We start from the raw sequence: 17033 nt of genomic DNA on the forward strand, positions 1-17033 counted from the left end.
CGCGCGGCTCCCGGGTGTCCGGCGGTTCAGTCCAGGCGTTCCACCACGACCATGGCCGCGTCGTCGTCCAGCCGTCCGCCGACGTGTCCGAGCAGGTCCGCGCGCAGGTGGTGCAGCAGGGCGTCCGGGGGCTCGGCGGCACGGTCGGCGGTCCGGGCGGCGACCCGGTCGGGCAGCGGATAGAACCGCCGGGCGGCGTCGCGGGCCTCGATCACGCCGTCGGTGTAGATCAGCAGCCGGTCGCCGGGCCGGAACGGGAACTCCTCCACCGCGTAGGCCGCGGGGGCGAGTTCGCCGAGGCCGAGCGGGGGCGCGGTGCGGGCGGGCTCCAGGGCGGTGACCCGGCCGCCGTGCAGGAGCAGCGGCGGCGGGTGGCCGCAGTCGACCAGCCGGACCACCGCCTCGTCGTCCGGGATGTCCAGGACGAGGGCGGTGATGAACGACTCGCCGCTGTCGTCAGCGGCGTCGGCGGCCGCGTCGGCGGCGGTGCCGGTGTCGTCCGGCGGCGGCGGGCGCGGGCCCTGTCGGAGCACGGTCGGGAGGGGCGGTCGGGACTGCTCCTGGGCCCGCCGTGCCTGGGCGCGCTGCTGCTCGGCGAGCTGGGCGAGGTCCCAGGCGATGCTGCCGTCGAGGTAGCCGACCAGCCCGGGCAGGTCGGCGTGCAGGTGTGCGGCGGCCCGGAAGGCGCCCAGCAGCAGCGCGGCGTCGCCGAGCGAGGACAGGCCCTTGCCGCGGACGTCGCCGACCAGCAGCCGGGTGCCGGAGGCGGTGCGGGAGGCCGCGTAGAGGTCGCCGCCGACCTGGGCCTCGGCCTCGGCGGCCAGGTAGACGGAGGCCAGGCGCAGCGGGCCGATCCGGTCGGGCAGCGGGCGCAGCAGGACGCGCTGGGCCGCCTCGGAGACGGAGCGGACCTGGGCGAGCTGGCGCTCGTGGCGGTCGCGCAGCACGCGCAGGCCGACGATGAGGGCCGAGACGGCGAGCAGGGCGCCGAGCTGGGTCTCGTGGTTGGCGGTGGTGACGCCGTTGCGCAGGATGCCGATGACGGTCAGCGCGGCGATCGCCAGCACGGCGACGGCGGCGGTGGCGCGGGCGCCGGCGAAGGAGGCGGTGAGGGCGGGGGCGACGATCAGCAGCGGGCCCAGGTGGATCTGCGGCGGGGTGAGCACGTCCACCACCGTGATCAGCACGATCAGTGCGAGCGGCAGCGCCGTCAGCGCCCGGCGGTCGGGCCGCCAGGAACCGCGGCGGTCACGGGAACGCCGCTCGTCGGGGGGCCCCGCGCGGGGGTGCCGCTCGCGGGGAGGCTGCCGAAGTGGCACCTCTCCTCTGTACACCGTCCGGGCGGTCCGCCGCACCCCGGGGCGCCGGCCGGGGCCGGCTCCGGTGCCCGCGTTGCCCGTTGCCCGTTGCCGACGGCGGACCCGGGGGTCAGCCCTCGGCGCCGTAGCGGGTCAGGTAGGCGGCGAACCGGGCGACGTCCTCGTCCGCCCAGCCGGTGAAGCGGGCGGCGAAGGAGAGCCGGCGCTGCTCGTTGGCCTCGCGCAGCAGGGTCAGCCCGGCGTCGGTGGCGAGCAGGATCTGCCCGCGCTGGTCCTCCGGGTCGGTCTCGCGGCGCAGCAGGCCGAGCTTCTCCAGGGCGGTGACCTGGCGGCTGACGGTGGACTTGTCGAGCATGAAGTGCGCCGCGACGTCCGCGGCCCGGCAGCCGCCGCGCTCGGTGATGAGGTCCAGGATGCTGTAGGTGACCAGGGAGAGGTCCGGGTGCAGCTGGGAGGCCTTGTGGCGGGCGCGGCGGGCGAAGGCGGTCAGCTCGCGCTGGATGGCGGCGATCGACGTCTCGCGGTCGGGCACGGTGGCCTACCTCCTCGGGGTGTCGGACTTTTGTTGCACTATACAACGACCTCGGGTGCGGGAGAGTGCCGCGCCCGCCAGGCGCGCGCGGCCGCGATCCGCCGGGTGGCGCTCGGATGAGTGGCGAACAGTAGCTCAAGCACCCGGGGCGGGTCGACGTCGGAGACGTTGGTCAGCGCCAGTCTGCGCTGCATCGCGATGAACTGCTCGGCGTCCCCGGTCAGTTCGAGGGCGTGCCGGTCCGCGCGGGACTCCACCCGGCGGCTCACGGCGCACTGCACCGGGCCGGACAGTGCGCCCAGCAGCGCGGAGCACGCCGCCAGCAGCGGCAGCGAGCGCGGATCGGCCGCGCTCGTCGCGCCCGCCGCCGACAGCAGCCGGTCCCAGCCCGAGAGCAGGCCCAGTAGCGCCACCACGGCGGCCGCGCCCACCGCGCCCAGCACCGTGCCGGTCAGCACATCCCGGTGCTTGACGTGCCCCAGCTCGTGCGCCACCACCAGCTCCACCTCGCGCGGATCGGCCGTGGACAGCAGCGTGTCGTACGCGACGATCCGCCGCGTCGCACCCAGGCCCGACACGTACGCGTTCAGCGCCGTCGTGCGGCGCGAGGCGTCCGCCACCAGAACGTCCCGCACCCGGACGCCGTCCCGCTCGGCCAGGCCCAGCAGCGCCTCGCGCTGGGGGCCCGGCTCCATCGGCGTGAAGCGGTTGAACACCGGCTCGACCAGGAGGGGGTAGAGGAAGGACAGGGCGGCGGTCAGCAGCGCGGCCGCGCCCGCCGCCGGCAGCCACCAGCGCTCCGGCGAGCGGTCGGTGAGCGCGTAGAGGCCGAAGGCCACCGGCAGGGCGAGGGCCAGGGTCAGCGCCAGCCCGCGCAGGGCGTCCACCGCCCAGCCGGCCCAGCCCTGGGTGACCAGGCCGAACCGGGCCCGCACCGACCGGACGCCCGCCCCGAACGGCAGCTGCGCCAGCTGTCCGAGCAGCACCAGCGCGGCGGCCCCGCCGAGCACCTCCGCCGTCCGCGAGCCGCCGAACCAGCCGCCGACCGCCGACACCAGCCCGGCGCCCGCGGGCGTCAGCCCCAGCGCCAGGGTCAGCGCCAGACCGGTGAGCCGCCCGCCGAGCGCCCACGGCAGCCGGGCCCGGCGCAGTGCGCGGCCGCGGGCGCGCTGGGCGGGGGTGAAGTCGGGTGACGGGGCGGGGTGGTCGCCCGGAGTTGGGCTGACAGAATCTGTCATCTGTTATCCGTCATCTGAAATCTGTCAGCTGTCAACTGTCAGCTGTCAGGCGTCGGCCGTCGATCGTCGATCGTCATCTTGTCCTTCGGCCGTCAGCATGTCACTCCTCGGCGGGACCCGTAGCGCCGTGGGTGCCCGCGCGGAGCAGCTGGTGGCCGAGGTCGACCAGGGCCCGGCCGACCGCGAAGTCGTCGCCCACCGCCGGCGCCGGGGCGTCCTGCGGATTGCGGCGGGCGAGCGCGTCGCTGTGCAGGACGGTGCCGTCGGCGTCGAGCACCGCGTGCACCCGGGTGGTGTCGCGGTCCTCGACCAGGTGCAGGCTCAACCGCCAGTCCTTGGTGCGGACAGCCGGCTCCGCGCCGCCCGCCGTGCCGCCCGCCGCCCCTCCCACCACGCCCGCGGTTTCCCCGACCGCGTCGGCCGCCGCCAGCGGCGTGGGCGCGGTGGCGGTCCCGTCCGACCGGACGATCACCACCGGGCACGACCCGTGCACGGCGCAGCGCGCGCTCACCGACCCCAGCAGTGTCCGGGCGAAGGTCCCGCGCCCCCGGCTGCCGAGCACCAGCAGGTCGGCGCCCGCGGCCGCCTCCAGCAGCACCTCGGCCGCGTGCCCCAACACCAGGCTCTCCTTCACCGGCACCGGCCGCTGCCGGCCGATCACCTCGTCCACCTCGGCGGTCAGCCTCCGGAGCGCCGACTGCTCGAAGCCGGCGTCCACCATCGGCGCGAACCACCCGTACAGCGACGGGTACTCCCACGCGGCCACCGCGTGCACCGCCGCCCCGGTCAGCGCCGCCTGCCCCGCCGCCCAGCGCAGCGCCGCCTTCGAGGGGTCGGAGCCGTCGATCCCGACCACGATCCGCCGCCCGGCCCCTGTAGTCCCGTTGCCGGTCATGACCCGCACCACCCGCCTGCTTCCGCCGCCCCCGCACCCTCGCGGGGCCTCCACCCTTCCACGCTGCGCGCCACCCGGGCGCCGCGCCAGGGACGGGACGGCCAAGACCTGTCGGCGGGTTGGGACGGGCGGGCCCGAAGGGTTTCCGGGGCCGTCCGGGAGCCCGCTCGGAGGTCCGCTCCCGGGGCCCGTCGGGCCTGCGAACCCGGGCCCGGCCGGGCGGTCCGGGGCCGGGCGAGGAGGCGGTCCCGGTTGTGGAGACGGGGCGAAGGGGGCGCGGGGGAGTGGCGTAGGCTGACCGCTTCCGGACCGACCTTGGGGGAACACACATGCGCCGTGCCGCGGCCGCCGTCGCCCTGCTGCTGGGGTTGATACCCGTGGCCGCCTGCGGGCCGGACGATCCCGATCCGGCCACCGTCAAGGCCTCCAAGTCGGCCAAGGCGGCGGCCGACGCGGCCGCCGCAGCCGCCGGAAAGGCCTCGCCCGGCGCCTCCGACACCCCCGGCGACCAGGCGTCCGGCGACGGCGCGGCGCCCCGCCCCGACGGCAGCATCACGGTGGCGTTCGCCGGGGACGTCCACTTCGAGGGCCGCACCGAGACCCGGCTCGCCGTGCCGCCGCCCGAGCCGGCGCTCGGCCCGATCGCCAAGACCCTCTCCGCCGCCGACCTGGCCGTGCTCAACCTGGAGACCGCGATCACCGACCGCGGCGCCCCCGAGCCGAAGACGTACACCTTCCGCACCTCGCCCAAGGCGCTCACCGCGCTCAAGGACTCCGGCGTCGACGTCGTCTCGCTCGCCAACAACCACGCCGTCGACTTCGGCGCCGACGGCCTCGCCGACACCCTCGCCGCGAAGGCCTCCTCGCCCGTCCCGATCGTCGGCTTCGGCCGCAACGCCCAGGAGGCGTACGCCCCGTACGTCACCACCGTGCGCGGGGTGAAGGTCGCGGTGGTCGCGGCCAGCCAGGTCGAGGACCTCACCAACCAGAAGTGGCGGGCTGGCGCGAACAAGCCCGGCATCGCCTCGGCGCTGGACACCGCGACCCTGCTCAAGGCGGTCGGGGAGGCGAAGCGCCAGGCTCCGGTGGTGCTCGTCTACCTGCACTGGGGCGACGAGGGCAAGGCCTGCCCGACCGGCGCGCAGACCGCGATCGCCAAGAAGCTCGCCGCCGCGGGCGCGACCGCCGTGGTCGGCACGCACGCGCACACCATGCTCGGCGCGGGAATGATCGGGGACACCTACATCGGGTACGGCTTCGGCAACTTCCTCTGGTACGGCACCTCCAACTACGCCAACTCCAACGAGACCGGCGTCACCACGCTGACCGTCAGCCCGGCGGGCAAGGTGCTCGGCGAGGACTTCGCCCCGGCGACGATCGACGACACGGGGGTGCCGGTGCCGCAGTCCGGTGCCGCCGCCGCGGCCGCGCTCAAGCGCCGTGACGGGCTGCGCGGCTGCACCGGCCTCGCCCCCGTCCCGGGCGCGGCCGCGGCCCAGGGCGGGGCGTCCGCTTCGGGCGCCGCCTCCGCACCCGTTTCCGCTCCCGCCTCCGCGCCCGTTTCCGGCGCGGCATCGGCCGCGGGCGCCGCGCGGACCCCGGCGTCCACGCCCGGCCGCACCCCCACCGCTTCGCGCTGAGCGCGCGCCGGAAGGCGTGAGAGGGTCGGGGGACGATCGGCGTACGGAGGGTGCGGGCAGTGACGGAGTGGGCGGTGCGCGGGCGGCGGCAGGTGTACGGGTCGCCGTGGGTGGAACTCTGGCTGGACGACGTGGACATCCCCGGCGTCGGCCGGGTCGACCACCACGTGGTGCGGATGCCGAAGGAGTGCGCCAACGCCGTGGTGACGGACGGGGACGGGCGCTACCTGATGCTGTACCGGCACCGGTTCATCACCGGCCGCTGGGGGTGGGAGCTGCCCTCCGGCTGGGTGGAGCCGGGGGAGGACCCGGCGGAGGCGGCCGCCCGCGAGGTCGAGGAGGAGACCGGTTGGCGGCCGGGCGAGGTCGTGCCGCTGACGCGGCTGGACGCCATGTCGGGGATCTCCACGATGCACTTCCACTGCTTCCACGCCACCCGCGCGACCCGGATCGGCGAGCCGGTGGACCGGGCGGAGGCGAGCCGGGTGGAGTGGCTGTCCGAGGCCGAGGTGGTTCGGCTGCTGACAGCGGGCGAGGTGGCCGAGGGCGCCTCGCTCGCGGCCCTGTCGTACTTCCTGGGCCCGCACCGGCTGGCGGCCCGCACGGGAGGCCGAGCGTGATCGAGGCGGAGCTGAAGGCGCTCCTACGCGAACCCGACGCGGTGCTGCGCCGGCTGGAGGCCGCGTACGGCCCGGGGCGGGTCGAGCGGTACCGGGACACCTACTACGACACGCCGGACGGTCAACTCACCGCTGGTGACCGCGAATTGCGCATCCGCGAGGTGACCGGGGCGGACGGCGACCGGGCGGTGCTGCTGACGTACAAGGACGCCCGGGTGGACGAGGCGTCCGGCTCCAAACCGGAGCACGAGACCCGGGTGGCCGACGCCGAGGCCGCGCACGCGATCGTGCGCGGCCTCGGCCACCGGCCCGGCCTGGTCTTCGAAAAGCACTGCCGCACCTACGCGTTCGAGCACCAGGGCCGCCGGATGCTCGCCGCGCTGGTGCGGGTGGCGGAGCTCGACGGGGTGTTCCTGGAGGTCGAGACGGCCGCGGCGGACGAGCGCGAGCTGCCTGCCGCGCTCGCCGCCGTCCGGGCGGTGCTGGCCGGGCTCGGGGTGGCGGAGGGCGACCTGACCGCCGAGCTCTACACCGAGGCCGTTGCGGCCGCCCGGCGTCGCCCGACCGGGAAGTGAGGGTGCGTCAGCCCTTGTGGTCGGCCTCGCCGTGCTTCCAGTAGCCCTTGCTGTGGACGCGCTCGCGCGGCAGCTCCCAGTCGGTGAGCAGATGGCGGCGGACGGTCGCTACCGAGTGGGCCTCGCCCGCCAGCCAGGCCGTGGTACCGGGCGGCAGGTCGGTGGCGAGCAGGGTGTCGGAGAGCGTACGGCCCTTCGGCAGGTCCGGGTCGCGGGGCAGCCAGTGGGTGGTCAGACCGGCCCGCTCGGGCAGCGGCAGGGCGGACCCGGTGGCGTCGCCGACCTCGACGAACAGCGAGACCGGCACGGCCGGCGGGAGGTCGTCGAGGATGGTGAGCGCGGCGGGCAGGGCGCTCTCGTCGGCGGCGAGCAGCGCGTGCGCGGCGCCGTCGAAGGAGGGCCGGCGGCCGCGCGGTCCGGCCAGCCGGGCCGCGTCGCCGGGCCGGGCGATCTCGGCCCAGCGGGAGAGCGGACCGTTGCCGTGCAGGACGACGTCGATGTCCACCTCGCGCTCGTCGGGGCGGTGGTAGCGGATGGTGTACGCCCGGGAGGGGCCCTCGGGGAGGTCCAACTTGACCCACTGGGTGGGGTGTTCGATGAGGAGCGCGTCCAGGGTGGGGCCGGCGAAGGTGAGCCGGACCAGGGCGGGGGTGAGCGGGGTGACGGCGGTGACCCGCACGTCGTAGGTCGGCCGGGGGCGACGGAACACGGTGACTCCTGGCGGGGATCCGGTGGCGCCGACGACGGGCCCGGAGACGGACACGGGCCGGGGTCGGCGCGGGATGCGGACATGGGGTGGGAAAGCGGAATGGGGTGAGCGGAATGGGCAAGCGGAATAGGGGGAGCGGCGCGCCGGCGCGCCGGCGCGCCGGCGCGTCAGCGCGGCAGGTGCTGGTCGAGCAGCGCGTCGACGAACGCCGCGTCCAGCGGGCGGCGCAGCACCAGGGCGCGGTGGTAGAGCGGGGCGAGCAGGGCGTCCAGAAGCACGGCGGCCTCGTCGATGCCTCGGTCGTCCGCGGTGAGCCCGAGGCAGGCGACGGTGCGCGCGACATCCCGGGCCCGCAGCTCGTCCAGGAAGCCGTCGTGCAGCAACTCCGCTGTCCGGGCGTCCAGTTGGGCGTGGCCGAGGAGTGCCTGGAGGACCTGGCCGGCCGGCTCGTTGCCGAGGAAGGCCGCGAACCGGTGCACGTAGGCGCGCAGGTCGGCCGGGTCGCACGGGGTCTCGGACGGCCAGGCGAGAGCGGTGCCGGCGTCCAGGACGAGGTTGTCGAAGAGGATGTCGACCTTGGACTTCCACCACCGGTAGATGGTCTGCTTGGCCACCCCGGCGGCGGCCGCGATGCCCTCGATGGTGAGGCCCTCGAAGCCCTGCTCCACCAGGAGGTCGTCGGCGGCGTTCAGCACCGCCAGGCGCGCGGCCTCGCTGCGCCGTCCGCTGCCGCCGGAGGCGGCGGACGCACGGCCGCCGACGGCGCGGCTTCCGGTGGCGGGGCGGGGCTGGGCGGCGATGGCGTGCTGGTCCTTGTCCGGGGGCGGCTGCGGGCCGGTGGCGATGGTCGCGGCCATCCTCTCACGCCTCCTCGGGGCGCGCGGACGACACCCGTCCGGCCCCGCCCGGCCGGCGGACCAGCCCGGCCGCGATCACCAGGGCCAGCAGGGCGACCACGCCGCTGAAGACGACCCCGCCGGTCCGCAGGCCGGTCTCCCGGACGAGCACGCCCACGCCGATCACCGGCAGCGAGAGCATGGTGAACAGCACCGCGAAGAAGGCGGAGACGGTCTCGCCGCGCTGCTGCGGCGCCACCCCGCCGTTGATGGTCCCAAGCCCGGTGCCGATGGCGGTGCCGGTGGCGAGGCCGTTGACGCACGCGCCGAGCAGCAGTGGCGGCAGCGTCGCGCTGAGCAGCGCACCGGCGACGAGCGCGGCGGCCAGCACCAGTCCGGCGCAGGCTAGCGGGAGCGCCCGGGGCGGCGGCAGGACGCGGACCAGGAGCTGTCCGACGGCGATGGAGAGGAACGCGAGGGCGACCACGAGTCCGGTCAGCGCGTGGTGGCGAAGGTCGAGCACGGTGGCGAGGAAGAGCCCGCTGACCGCCGTCAGCACGCCGGTGACGGCGAACCCGGCGCCCCCGGCGAGCGCGGCGCGCAGGAAGGCGGGCCGGATCGCGGGCGGCACGTGCAGCGGCTGGAGGCGCAGCCGGAACCGGGAGGCGGAGCGGACCTCGGCGGGCACGGTCTCGGGGACGGCGAGCAGGCCGAGCAGGGCGAGGCCGGTGAGGACCAGCGTCACCGTCCAGGGCAGCCGCAGCGGCGAGCCGGCCCACTCGGCGAGGATTCCGGCGAACAGGGTGCCGCCGGCCAGGCCGCCCATGTTGGCGCCGAGCGCCACGGTCTGGGCGCGCAGGCGGTGCTCCGGCGGGGCGAGGTCGAGCAGGGCGGCGGTGGCGGAGCCGGTGACCAGGGCGGCGCCGAAGCCGGACAGGACGCGCGCGGCGAGCAGCCAGGGCAGCGAGTCGGCGGCCTCGAACAGCCCGGCCGCGGCCGCGGCGAGCAGCAGGGCGGTGACCATCACGGGCCGTCGTCCGATCTGGTCGGAGAGTCGGCCGAGGACGAGCAGTCCGGCGACGACGCCGAGCGCGTAGACGGCGAAGATCACCGTGACGGTGAACGTGGAGAAGCCGAAGGCGTGCTGGTAGAGCGGGTAGAGCGGGGTCGGGACGGTGGTGCCGGCCATGGTGACCCAGAATGCGAGGGCCACGGCGGCCGGGGCGAACCGGCTGCCGGGGAGGCGGGGCGGGGCTGAGGGCACGGTTGCTCCTCTGGGAATGCGGAGGAAAGGGGGAGCGCGCTGCGAAAGGGCGGTCGGAAGCCGCGGGGCGCGAAAGTGGACGCAACGTTGCGTCTCGATGAGACGGTAACACTGGACGCAACGTTGCGTCTACTGTCGCCGCCCCGAGGTCCCGGCGGTCCAGTTCGGCCCGCATGGGCGGAGTTGACGCCCCCGCAGGAGTCGTCCGACCTCGCACGACCCCTCGGCGGACCCGAACAACTGTGTTAGGTTAGCCTTGCCTAATGTTGCTGGTCGGAGGGGATTTTCAGTGCAGCAGTCCGAACTCGCCGGCGCCGTGGCGATGGTCACCGGCGCCGGGCAGGGCATCGGCGCGGCGGTGACGCGCGCGCTCGTCGCCGCCGGCGCCGTCGTCGCCGCGGCCGACCGCAACCCCGGTCCGCTGACCGCGCTCGCGGACGAACTGTCGGGCCGTCCGGACGCGCACGGCCCCGTCCACCCCTACCTGCTGGACGTCTCCGACGCCGCCGCCGTCGAGTCCACCGTCGACCTGATCGAAGGTCAACTGGGCCCGGTCGGCATCCTGGTGAACGTCGCCGGAATCCTGCGCGCCGCCCCGGCGATCGAGCTGAGCGACCAGGACTGGGCCGACACCTTCGCCGTCAACACCACCGGCGTCTTCCACACCTCCCGCGCCGTCGGCCGGCGGATGGCCGCACGCGGCGGCGGCGTCATCGTCACCGTCGGCTCCAACGCCGCGGGAGTGCCGCGCACCGGCATGGCCGCCTACGCGGCCTCCAAGGCGGCGGCCACCATGTTCACCCGCTGCCTCGGCCTGGAACTCGGCCGCTCCGGAGTGCGCTGCAACATCGTCTCGCCCGGCTCCACCGACACCGAGATGCAGCGCGCGCTCTGGCACGACGACGCGGCGGCCGCCGAGCAGCGCGTCATCGACGGCGACCCCGCCAGCTACCGGGTCGGCATCCCGCTCGGCCGGATCGCCCAACCCGCCGACATCGCCGAGGCGGTGGCCTTCCTGGTCTCCGACCGCGCCCGCCACATCACCATGCACGACCTCTACGTGGACGGCGGCGCCACCCTGCGCGCCTGACACCCCGGCAGTCCGGTCACCCGGACGACCGCGCGGGCCGCGACCCGGGACGAGCAGCGCCCGGACCGCCGCCCCACCCGGGCCGCGCACCCCCACCGGGGAGCGCGCCGCCCGAACCCCGCCACCCGCCGGCCACCGCGACGAGCGACGCCCGGCGACCACTCGCAGACTGGGAGAATCCAGGTGACCACGGTGCACCACGCCCCCGCCGGGACGGACCACACCGTCATCGGCGCGGCCAGCGGGCTGCTGGGCCAGTATCGGGCCGCGCCCGACGAGGCGTTCTTCGCCTCCCCGACCCGCACGCTGCTCGCCGAGGGCGTGCACGCCCGGGTGCCCCAGGACGGGCGCCCGCTGGCCGACCGGGTCGCCGACACCCTCGCCCAGGCCCGCCGGGACGGCGTCGAGCACCCGCTGGTGGTGGGCGCGGTGGCGTTCGACCACGACAGCCGGGCCGAACTCGCCGTCCCCGCCCGACTGCGCACCTGCGGCGCGCTGCGCGACGACCCGCTGATCGCGCTGCCCGCCCCGGCCGCCGACCGGATCGACTGGGACGTCCGCCCGGTGCCCGCCCCCGAGGCCTACGGAGCCGGCGTCGCCGAGGCCGTGGAGCGGCTCCAGGGCGGCGAGTTGAGCAAGGTGGTGCTCGCCCGCACCCTGGAGCTGCACTCCGACCGCCCGCTCGACCTGCCCGCGATCCTCCAGCGCCTCGCCCGCCGCGACCCCGGCGGCTACACCTTCGGCGTCCCGGCCGGCGGCGGCCGCACCCTCATCGGCGCCAGCCCCGAACTGCTGCTCTCGCGCCGCGGCACCGCCGTCGTCGCCAACCCGCTGGCCGGCTCGGTACCGCGCAGCGCCGACCTCGGCGAGGACGTCCGGCGCGCCGCCGCGCTGCTGGAGTCCCCCAAGGACCTCCACGAGCACGCCTTCGTGGTGGACGCCATCCGCACCGCGCTCGCGCCGTACTGCCGCACCCTGGACGTGCCGGAGCGGCCCACCCTGGTGCGCACCGCCGCGATGTGGCACCTGGCCACCACCATCACCGCCGAACTGGCCGACCCGGCGGTCTCCGCCCTGGAGCTGGCCGTCGCGCTGCACCCGACCCCGGCCGTCTGCGGCAGCCCCACGCCGCTCGCCCGCGAGGCGATCCGCGCGATCGAGCCCTTCGACCGGGGCCTGTACGCGGGCATGGTCGGCTGGGGCGACGCGGACGGCGACGGTGAGTGGGTGGTCACCCTGCGCTGCGCCGAGGCCGACGAGCGGACCCTGCGGGTGTTCGCCGGCGCGGGCGTCGTCGCCGAGTCCCGGCCGGAGGCCGAACTCGCCGAGACCAGCGCCAAGTTCCGTACCTTCCTGGACGCCGCGGGAGTGCCGCGGTGAGCGACCTGACCACCCCGGGGGCCCCCGTGACCGAACCGCTCGACCTCGACCCGATGGAGCAGGTGCTCGCCGGATTCACGCCGTACCCGGCGGAGTTCGCCGACCGCTACCGGGCCGCCGGCCACTGGCGCGGCGAGACCTTCGGCTCGATGCTGCGCGAGCGTGCCGCCGCCCACCCCGACCGGATCGCCGTCGTCGACCCGGCCGGCGGCCCAGGCGAGGACCCCGCCCGCCGCTGGACGTACGCCGAACTCGACCGCCGGGCCGACCGGATGGCCGCCGGGCTGCGCGCCCGCGGCATCGGCCGGGGCGACCGGGTGGTGGTCCAACTCCCCAACACCGCCGAGTTCTTCGAGCTGGTCTTCGGGCTGTTCCGGATCGGCGCGCTGCCGGTCTTCGCGCTGCCCGCGCACCGGTACACCGAGATCTCCTACTTCTGTGCCTTCACCGAGGCCGTCGGCTACGTCGTCCCGGCCGTCGAGGGCGGCTTCGACTACCGCGAACTCGCCGGCCGGGTCCAGGCGGAGACGCCGTCGCTGCGGCACGTCCTGGTGGTCGGCGGCGACGCCGGCGAGCACACGCCGCTGGCCGACGTCCCCGCGGAGCCCTCCTCGGCCGAGGGGCCCGAACCGCAGCCGGGGGACGTCGCGTTCCTCCAGCTGTCCGGCGGCAGCACCGGGGTGCCCAAGCTCATCCCGCGCACCCACGACGACTACATCTACTCGCTGCGCGGCTCGGTCGAGCTCTGCGGCCAGGACGAACGCAGCGTCTACCTCGTGGCGCTGCCCGCCGCGCACAACTTCCCGCTCAGCTCTCCCGGTTCGCTCGGCACGCTGTACGCGGGCGGCAAGGTGGTGCTCTGCCCGCAGCCCAGCCCCGAGACGGCGTTCCCGCTGATCGAGCGCGAGGGCGTGACCATCACCGGCCTGGTGCCGCCGCTGGCGCTGCTCTGGCTGGAGGCCGCCGAGCGGCGCCGGGAGGCCGGCGGACCGACCGGGCTGGAGAGCCTGGAAGTACTGCTGGTCGGCGGCGCCAAGTTCAGCGAGGAGGCGGCCCGGCGGGTGCGCCCGGTGCTGGGCTGCACCCTCCAGCAGGTGTTCGGGATGGCCGAGGGCCTGGTCAACTACACCCGGCTGGACGACCCGGAGGAGGTGATCGTCACCACCCAGGGGCGGCCGATCTCCCCGGACGACGAGGTGCGGGTGGTCGACGACCAGGACGGCGACCTGCCCGACGGCGCGACCGGCCACCTGCTCACCCGCGGCCCGTACACCATCCGCGGCTACTGGAACGCGCCCGAGCACAACGCCGGCTCCTTCACCGCGGACGGCTTCTACCGCACCGGCGACCTGGTCCGCCGCACGGAGACCGGCCACCTGGTGGTCGAGGGCCGGGCCAAGGACCAGATCAACCGGGGCGGCGAGAAGGTCGCCGCCGAGGAGATCGAGAACCACCTGCTGGCCCACCCGGCCGTGCACGACGCGGCCGTGGTCTCGATGCCCGACCCCTACCTCGGCGAGCGCACCTGCGCCTACGTCGTGCTGCGCGAGGAGCACCGCGCGAAGCCGCCGAAGTCCGTCGAGCTGAAGCGCTTCGTGCGGCAGCGCGGGCTGGCCGACTTCAAGGTGCCGGACCGCGTCGAGTTCGTGGACGCCTTCCCGGCCACCGGCATCGGCAAGGTCAGCAAGAAGGACCTGCGCGCCGCCATCGCCGCCAGCCTCGCCACCCCCTGAGTCCCCGAGTCCCTGAGCCCCTGAGTCCCTCAGCCTCCGGGCCTCCGGGCCTCTGGGCCTCTGGACCTCTGAGTCTCCGGGCTCCCCTCACCACGTTTCCCGAACCTCCTGACACAGCTAAGGACGCACCGCCGTGGGCCTGCCCCGCATCCCCTCCTATCTGATGCCCGCCGCCACCGACCTGCCGGCCAACCGGGTCGACTGGACGGTCGACCCGTCCCGGGCCGTGCTGCTGGTGCACGACCTGCAGAACCACTTCCTGACCGCCTTCGACACGGCGGCCGCGCCGGTCACCGAGCTGTTCGCCAACATCAACCGGCTGCGCGCCTGGGCCGCCGAGCACGGCGTGCCGGTCGTCTACTCGGCGCAGCCGGGCGGCCAGACCCCCGGACAGCGCGGCCTCCAGCAGGACTTCTGGGGCCCGGGCATCCCGGACGACCCGCACGCCGCGGCTATCGCCGACGCCGTCGCCCCGGCCGAGGGCGACCGCCTGCTCACCAAGTGGAAGTACAGCGCCTTCGTCCGCACCGACCTGGACGAGCTGCTGCGCGAGCAGGGCCGCGACGAGCTGGTGATCACCGGCGTCTACGCGCACATCGGCGTGCAGGCCACCGCCTGCGACGCCTGGATGCGCGACGTGCGGGCCTTCGTGGTGGCCGACGCGGTCGCCGACTTCGGCGCGGACGAGCACCGCGCCGCGCTCACCTGGGTGGCCGGGCGCTGCGGCGTGGTCACCTCCACCGACGCCGTACTGGAAGGGAAGTGACGGGCATGGCCTTCACCGTGGATCGGATCCGGGCCGAGGTCGCCGACCTGCTCGGCGAGGACCCGGCGGACATCCCGCTGGACGAGAACCTGGCCGACTGGGGCCTGGACTCGGTGCGGTTGATGGCGCTGGCCGAGCGCTGGCGCGCCGAGGGCGCCGAGGTGGCCTTTCTGCAGCTGGCGGAGCGCCCGGCCGTCGAGGCCTGGGCCGAGCTGCTCGGCGCGTCCTGATGGAGCCCGGTACGGGGCCGGAGCGGCCCGTGCGGGCGCAGCGGTGGCCGGCGACCACGGCGATCGGCCCGATCGAGGCGCAGGCCGCCCGGACGCCGCACGCCCCGGCGCTGCTGCCGGCCGGCGCGGCGCTGGTGAGCTACGGCGAGCTGAACGCCGAGGCCAACCGGATGGCGCGCTGCCTGGCGGACCGCGGCGCCCGCCCCGGTACGGTCGTCGGCCTCTCGCTCACCCGCCCGGCCGACCTCGTGCCGGCGCTGCTGGCGGTGGCCAAGTCGGGGGCGGCGTACCTGGCGCTGGATCCGGACGACGCGCCGGGGCGGCTGTCCTGGCTGCTGGCGGACGCGGCGCCGGTCTGCGTGCTGGGGGAGGGGGTGCCGGCCGCCGAGCGGCCGGCCGCCGCCGAACTGGTGGGCCGGGCGGTCACCGACCCGCCGCGGGCGCTCACCCCGCAGCACCCGCTCTGCCGGGCGTACGGCCCGGGCGGGCGGCCGACGGGGGTGTGGACGACGCATGCCGAGGTGGACCGCCGGGTGCGCGAGCTGCAGGCCTCGTACGGGCTGGGTCCGGGTGACCGGGTGCTCCAGCTGGGCCTGCCGCTGTGGGAGTTCCTCTGGCCGCTGCGGACCGGGGCGGCGCTGGTGCTGGCCGATCCGGACCGGCCGGGGGAGGTCGGGGAGCTGGTCCGCGACGCCGGGGTGACCGCCCTGCGCGCCGCGCCGGCGGTGCTCGGCGAGCTGCTGCCCGAGCCGGGACCGGTGCACCTGGTCCCGGAGCGGGGCTGACGGCCGGCCGGCTGACAACTGACAGCTGACAGATTTCAGATGACGGATAACAGATGACAGATTCTGAAATCTGTCATCTGTTATCCGTCGGTCGTCGGCTGTCAGCCGTCAGCCCCCGGCCGTCACCGCCGTGCCGCGGCGAAGTCCGCCGCGAAGTCCGCCGCCGTCCAGGCCATGGCGACGGCGCCCTCGACGATCGCCCGGTCCGCCTCCGGCGAGACGGCGGCCTCGGCGAACGCCGCCTCGTGCGGGCCGCAGGCGCCGCCGGTGATGTCCAGCACCGGGTGGATGGCCGGCAGGGCGTGCGAGACGTTGCCCATGTCGGTGCAGGCGAACGGCCCGCTCTCGACCGGCTCCGGACGGCCGACCGCCGCGGCGTTGGCCCGCCACAGGGCGAGCAGCCCGGCGTCGCTGCGGAAGTCCAGGTAGTCCGGCTCGGGCCGGGTCAGCTCGACCTCGCACCCGGTGGCCAGCGCCCCCGCCCGGAAGCAGTCCTCCACCCGGGCGCGCAGCTCCGTGAGGTCCTCGGCCGCCGAGGCGCGGATCTCGTACTCCGCGGTGGCGCTGTCGGGGATGAGGTTGGGCGCCGTCCCGGCCGCCGTGGTGATGCCGTGCACCCGCCAGTGCGGCGGCAGCTGCTGACGCAGCAGCCCGAGGGCGACCTGGGCGACGGTGAGCGCGTCGGCGGCGTTGCGGCCCTCGTGCGGGTTGAGGCTCGGGTGGGCGGCGCGGCCGGTGTAGCGGACGGAGAGGGTGCCGAGCGCGAAGGAGTGGAAGTCGGCGACCTCCACCGGGCAGGGGTGGACCATCATCGCGGCGTCCACGCCCTCGAAGGCGCCCGCTTCCAGCAGCAGCGCCTTGCCGGCCCCGCGCTCCTCGGCGGGGGCGCCGATCACCCGGACGGTGAGTCCGAGCCGGTCCGCGTACGGGGCGAGGCCGAGCGCGGCGCCGAGGCCGGCGGCGGCGATCAGGTTGTGGCCGCAGGCGTGGCCGAGGCCGGGCAGCGCGTCGTACTCGCAGACCACGGCGACGGTGGCCGGCCCGTCGCCCAGGCGCGCGTCGAAGGCGGTGGGCAGGCCGTGCGCGCCCGGCGTGACGGCGTAGCCGTGGGCGCGCAGCAGGTCGGCGCACCACTCGGCGGCCTGGTGCTCCTCGAACGCGGTCTCCGGGTGGGCGTGGATGCGGCGGCTGAGCGCGAGCAGTTCGTCCCGGTGGGCGAGGACGCGTTCGCGCACCGCCTCCTTCAGCCCGGGGTCGGCCATGGCCGGCTCGCTCGCGTTCAGGGGGGACATCGGCGCCTCCGGGGGCGTCAGGGCCCGCCTCCCGGCGGGCTGTTGACCAGACGATATGCAGATAGCTTAGGCTAACCTAAGTAGGCAGTAGGCGTTCCGTTGCGCCGGACCCGAGGAGCTCTCAGAACC

At 75.7% G+C, this 17033-nt stretch carries 17 protein-coding genes; 9 read left to right on the forward strand and 8 right to left on the reverse strand.

Annotated elements, in window-relative coordinates; all coding sequences use genetic code 11:
* Nucleotides 1-26 precede the first annotated feature (26 nt).
* The 4 genes from ACFVFS_RS00795 to ACFVFS_RS00810 form a co-directional block, all read right to left on the reverse strand.
* Nucleotides 27-1214: a PP2C family protein-serine/threonine phosphatase gene (locus ACFVFS_RS00795; protein WP_380618718.1), complete on the reverse strand. Its 1188-nt coding sequence runs from the start codon at nucleotides 1212-1214 to the stop codon at nucleotides 27-29.
* 214 nt (nucleotides 1215-1428) lie between these two features.
* A complete protein-coding gene (locus tag ACFVFS_RS00800) occupies nucleotides 1429-1851 on the reverse strand; it encodes a MarR family winged helix-turn-helix transcriptional regulator (RefSeq protein ID WP_380618591.1) in 423 nt (140 codons plus the stop codon).
* A 38-nt stretch (nucleotides 1852-1889) separates the two neighbouring features.
* Entirely contained in the window at nucleotides 1890-3089 is a 1200-nt protein-coding gene (locus ACFVFS_RS00805) for a M48 family metalloprotease (RefSeq protein ID WP_380618593.1), read from the reverse strand.
* A gap of 100 nt (nucleotides 3090-3189) precedes the next feature.
* A complete protein-coding gene (locus ACFVFS_RS00810; RefSeq protein WP_380618595.1) occupies nucleotides 3190-3984 on the reverse strand; it encodes a universal stress protein in 795 nt (264 codons plus the stop codon).
* Nucleotides 3985-4313: 329 nt separating this feature from the next.
* Between ACFVFS_RS00810 and ACFVFS_RS00815 the strand changes: the two genes are divergently transcribed.
* The 3 genes from ACFVFS_RS00815 to cyaB are packed head-to-tail and all read left to right on the forward strand — an operon-like array spanning nucleotide 4314 to nucleotide 6819.
* The gene (locus ACFVFS_RS00815) at nucleotides 4314-5624 is read left to right on the forward strand and encodes a CapA family protein (protein ID WP_380618597.1); all 1311 of its coding nucleotides are present in this window, start codon (nucleotides 4314-4316) and stop codon (nucleotides 5622-5624) included.
* A gap of 59 nt (nucleotides 5625-5683) precedes the next feature.
* Nucleotides 5684-6244, forward strand: a complete 561-nt coding sequence (locus ACFVFS_RS00820) for an NUDIX domain-containing protein (RefSeq protein ID WP_380618599.1) — start codon at nucleotides 5684-5686, stop codon at nucleotides 6242-6244.
* Nucleotides 6241-6819, forward strand: a complete 579-nt coding sequence (cyaB, locus tag ACFVFS_RS00825; RefSeq protein ID WP_380618601.1) for a class IV adenylate cyclase — start codon at nucleotides 6241-6243, stop codon at nucleotides 6817-6819. The genes ACFVFS_RS00820 and cyaB overlap by 4 nt, the downstream gene beginning before the upstream one ends.
* Nucleotides 6820-6826: 7 nt before the next feature.
* Here cyaB and ACFVFS_RS00830 read toward each other — a convergent pair whose 3' ends face one another.
* From ACFVFS_RS00830 to ACFVFS_RS00840, 3 genes are all read right to left on the reverse strand, one after another.
* Nucleotides 6827-7528: a siderophore-interacting protein gene (locus tag ACFVFS_RS00830; protein ID WP_380618603.1), complete on the reverse strand. Its 702-nt coding sequence runs from the start codon at nucleotides 7526-7528 to the stop codon at nucleotides 6827-6829.
* A 167-nt stretch (nucleotides 7529-7695) separates the two neighbouring features.
* A complete protein-coding gene (locus ACFVFS_RS00835; RefSeq protein ID WP_380618605.1) occupies nucleotides 7696-8385 on the reverse strand; it encodes a TetR/AcrR family transcriptional regulator in 690 nt (229 codons plus the stop codon).
* A 4-nt stretch (nucleotides 8386-8389) separates the two neighbouring features.
* Entirely contained in the window at nucleotides 8390-9628 is a 1239-nt protein-coding gene (locus tag ACFVFS_RS00840; RefSeq protein ID WP_380618607.1) for an MFS transporter, read from the reverse strand.
* A 256-nt stretch (nucleotides 9629-9884) separates the two neighbouring features.
* Here ACFVFS_RS00840 and ACFVFS_RS00845 point away from each other — a divergent pair, with 256 nt between their 5' ends.
* The 6 genes from ACFVFS_RS00845 to ACFVFS_RS00870 all read left to right on the forward strand — a co-directional run bounded on the left by ACFVFS_RS00845 (nucleotide 9885) and on the right by ACFVFS_RS00870 (nucleotide 15612).
* Nucleotides 9885-10718, forward strand: coding sequence for a 2,3-dihydro-2,3-dihydroxybenzoate dehydrogenase (locus tag ACFVFS_RS00845; RefSeq protein ID WP_380618609.1), 834 nt, complete (start codon nucleotides 9885-9887; stop codon nucleotides 10716-10718).
* A gap of 177 nt (nucleotides 10719-10895) precedes the next feature.
* Nucleotides 10896-12098, forward strand: a complete 1203-nt coding sequence (dhbC, locus tag ACFVFS_RS00850) for an isochorismate synthase DhbC (RefSeq protein ID WP_380618720.1) — start codon at nucleotides 10896-10898, stop codon at nucleotides 12096-12098.
* A 53-nt stretch (nucleotides 12099-12151) separates the two neighbouring features.
* Entirely contained in the window at nucleotides 12152-13831 is a 1680-nt protein-coding gene (locus ACFVFS_RS00855) for a (2,3-dihydroxybenzoyl)adenylate synthase (protein WP_380618722.1), read from the forward strand.
* Between the two features lie 133 nt (nucleotides 13832-13964).
* A complete protein-coding gene (locus ACFVFS_RS00860) occupies nucleotides 13965-14597 on the forward strand; it encodes an isochorismatase family protein (protein WP_380618611.1) in 633 nt (210 codons plus the stop codon).
* A gap of 5 nt (nucleotides 14598-14602) precedes the next feature.
* Nucleotides 14603-14827 carry a phosphopantetheine-binding protein gene (locus ACFVFS_RS00865; protein WP_380618613.1) on the forward strand — a complete coding sequence of 75 codons (225 nt, stop codon included), beginning with the start codon at nucleotides 14603-14605 and terminating at the stop codon, nucleotides 14825-14827.
* Nucleotides 14828-14856: 29 nt separating this feature from the next.
* A complete protein-coding gene (locus tag ACFVFS_RS00870; RefSeq protein ID WP_380618615.1) occupies nucleotides 14857-15612 on the forward strand; it encodes an AMP-binding protein in 756 nt (251 codons plus the stop codon).
* Between the two features lie 122 nt (nucleotides 15613-15734).
* Here ACFVFS_RS00870 and ACFVFS_RS00875 read toward each other — a convergent pair whose 3' ends face one another.
* Entirely contained in the window at nucleotides 15735-16904 is a 1170-nt protein-coding gene (locus tag ACFVFS_RS00875) for a M20 family metallopeptidase (RefSeq protein WP_380618617.1), read from the reverse strand.
* Nucleotides 16905-17033: the final 129 nt, after the last annotated feature.

This window comes from Kitasatospora sp. NPDC057692, from assembly GCF_042799475.1.
Classification (GTDB): Bacteria; Actinomycetota; Actinomycetes; order Streptomycetales; family Streptomycetaceae; genus Kitasatospora.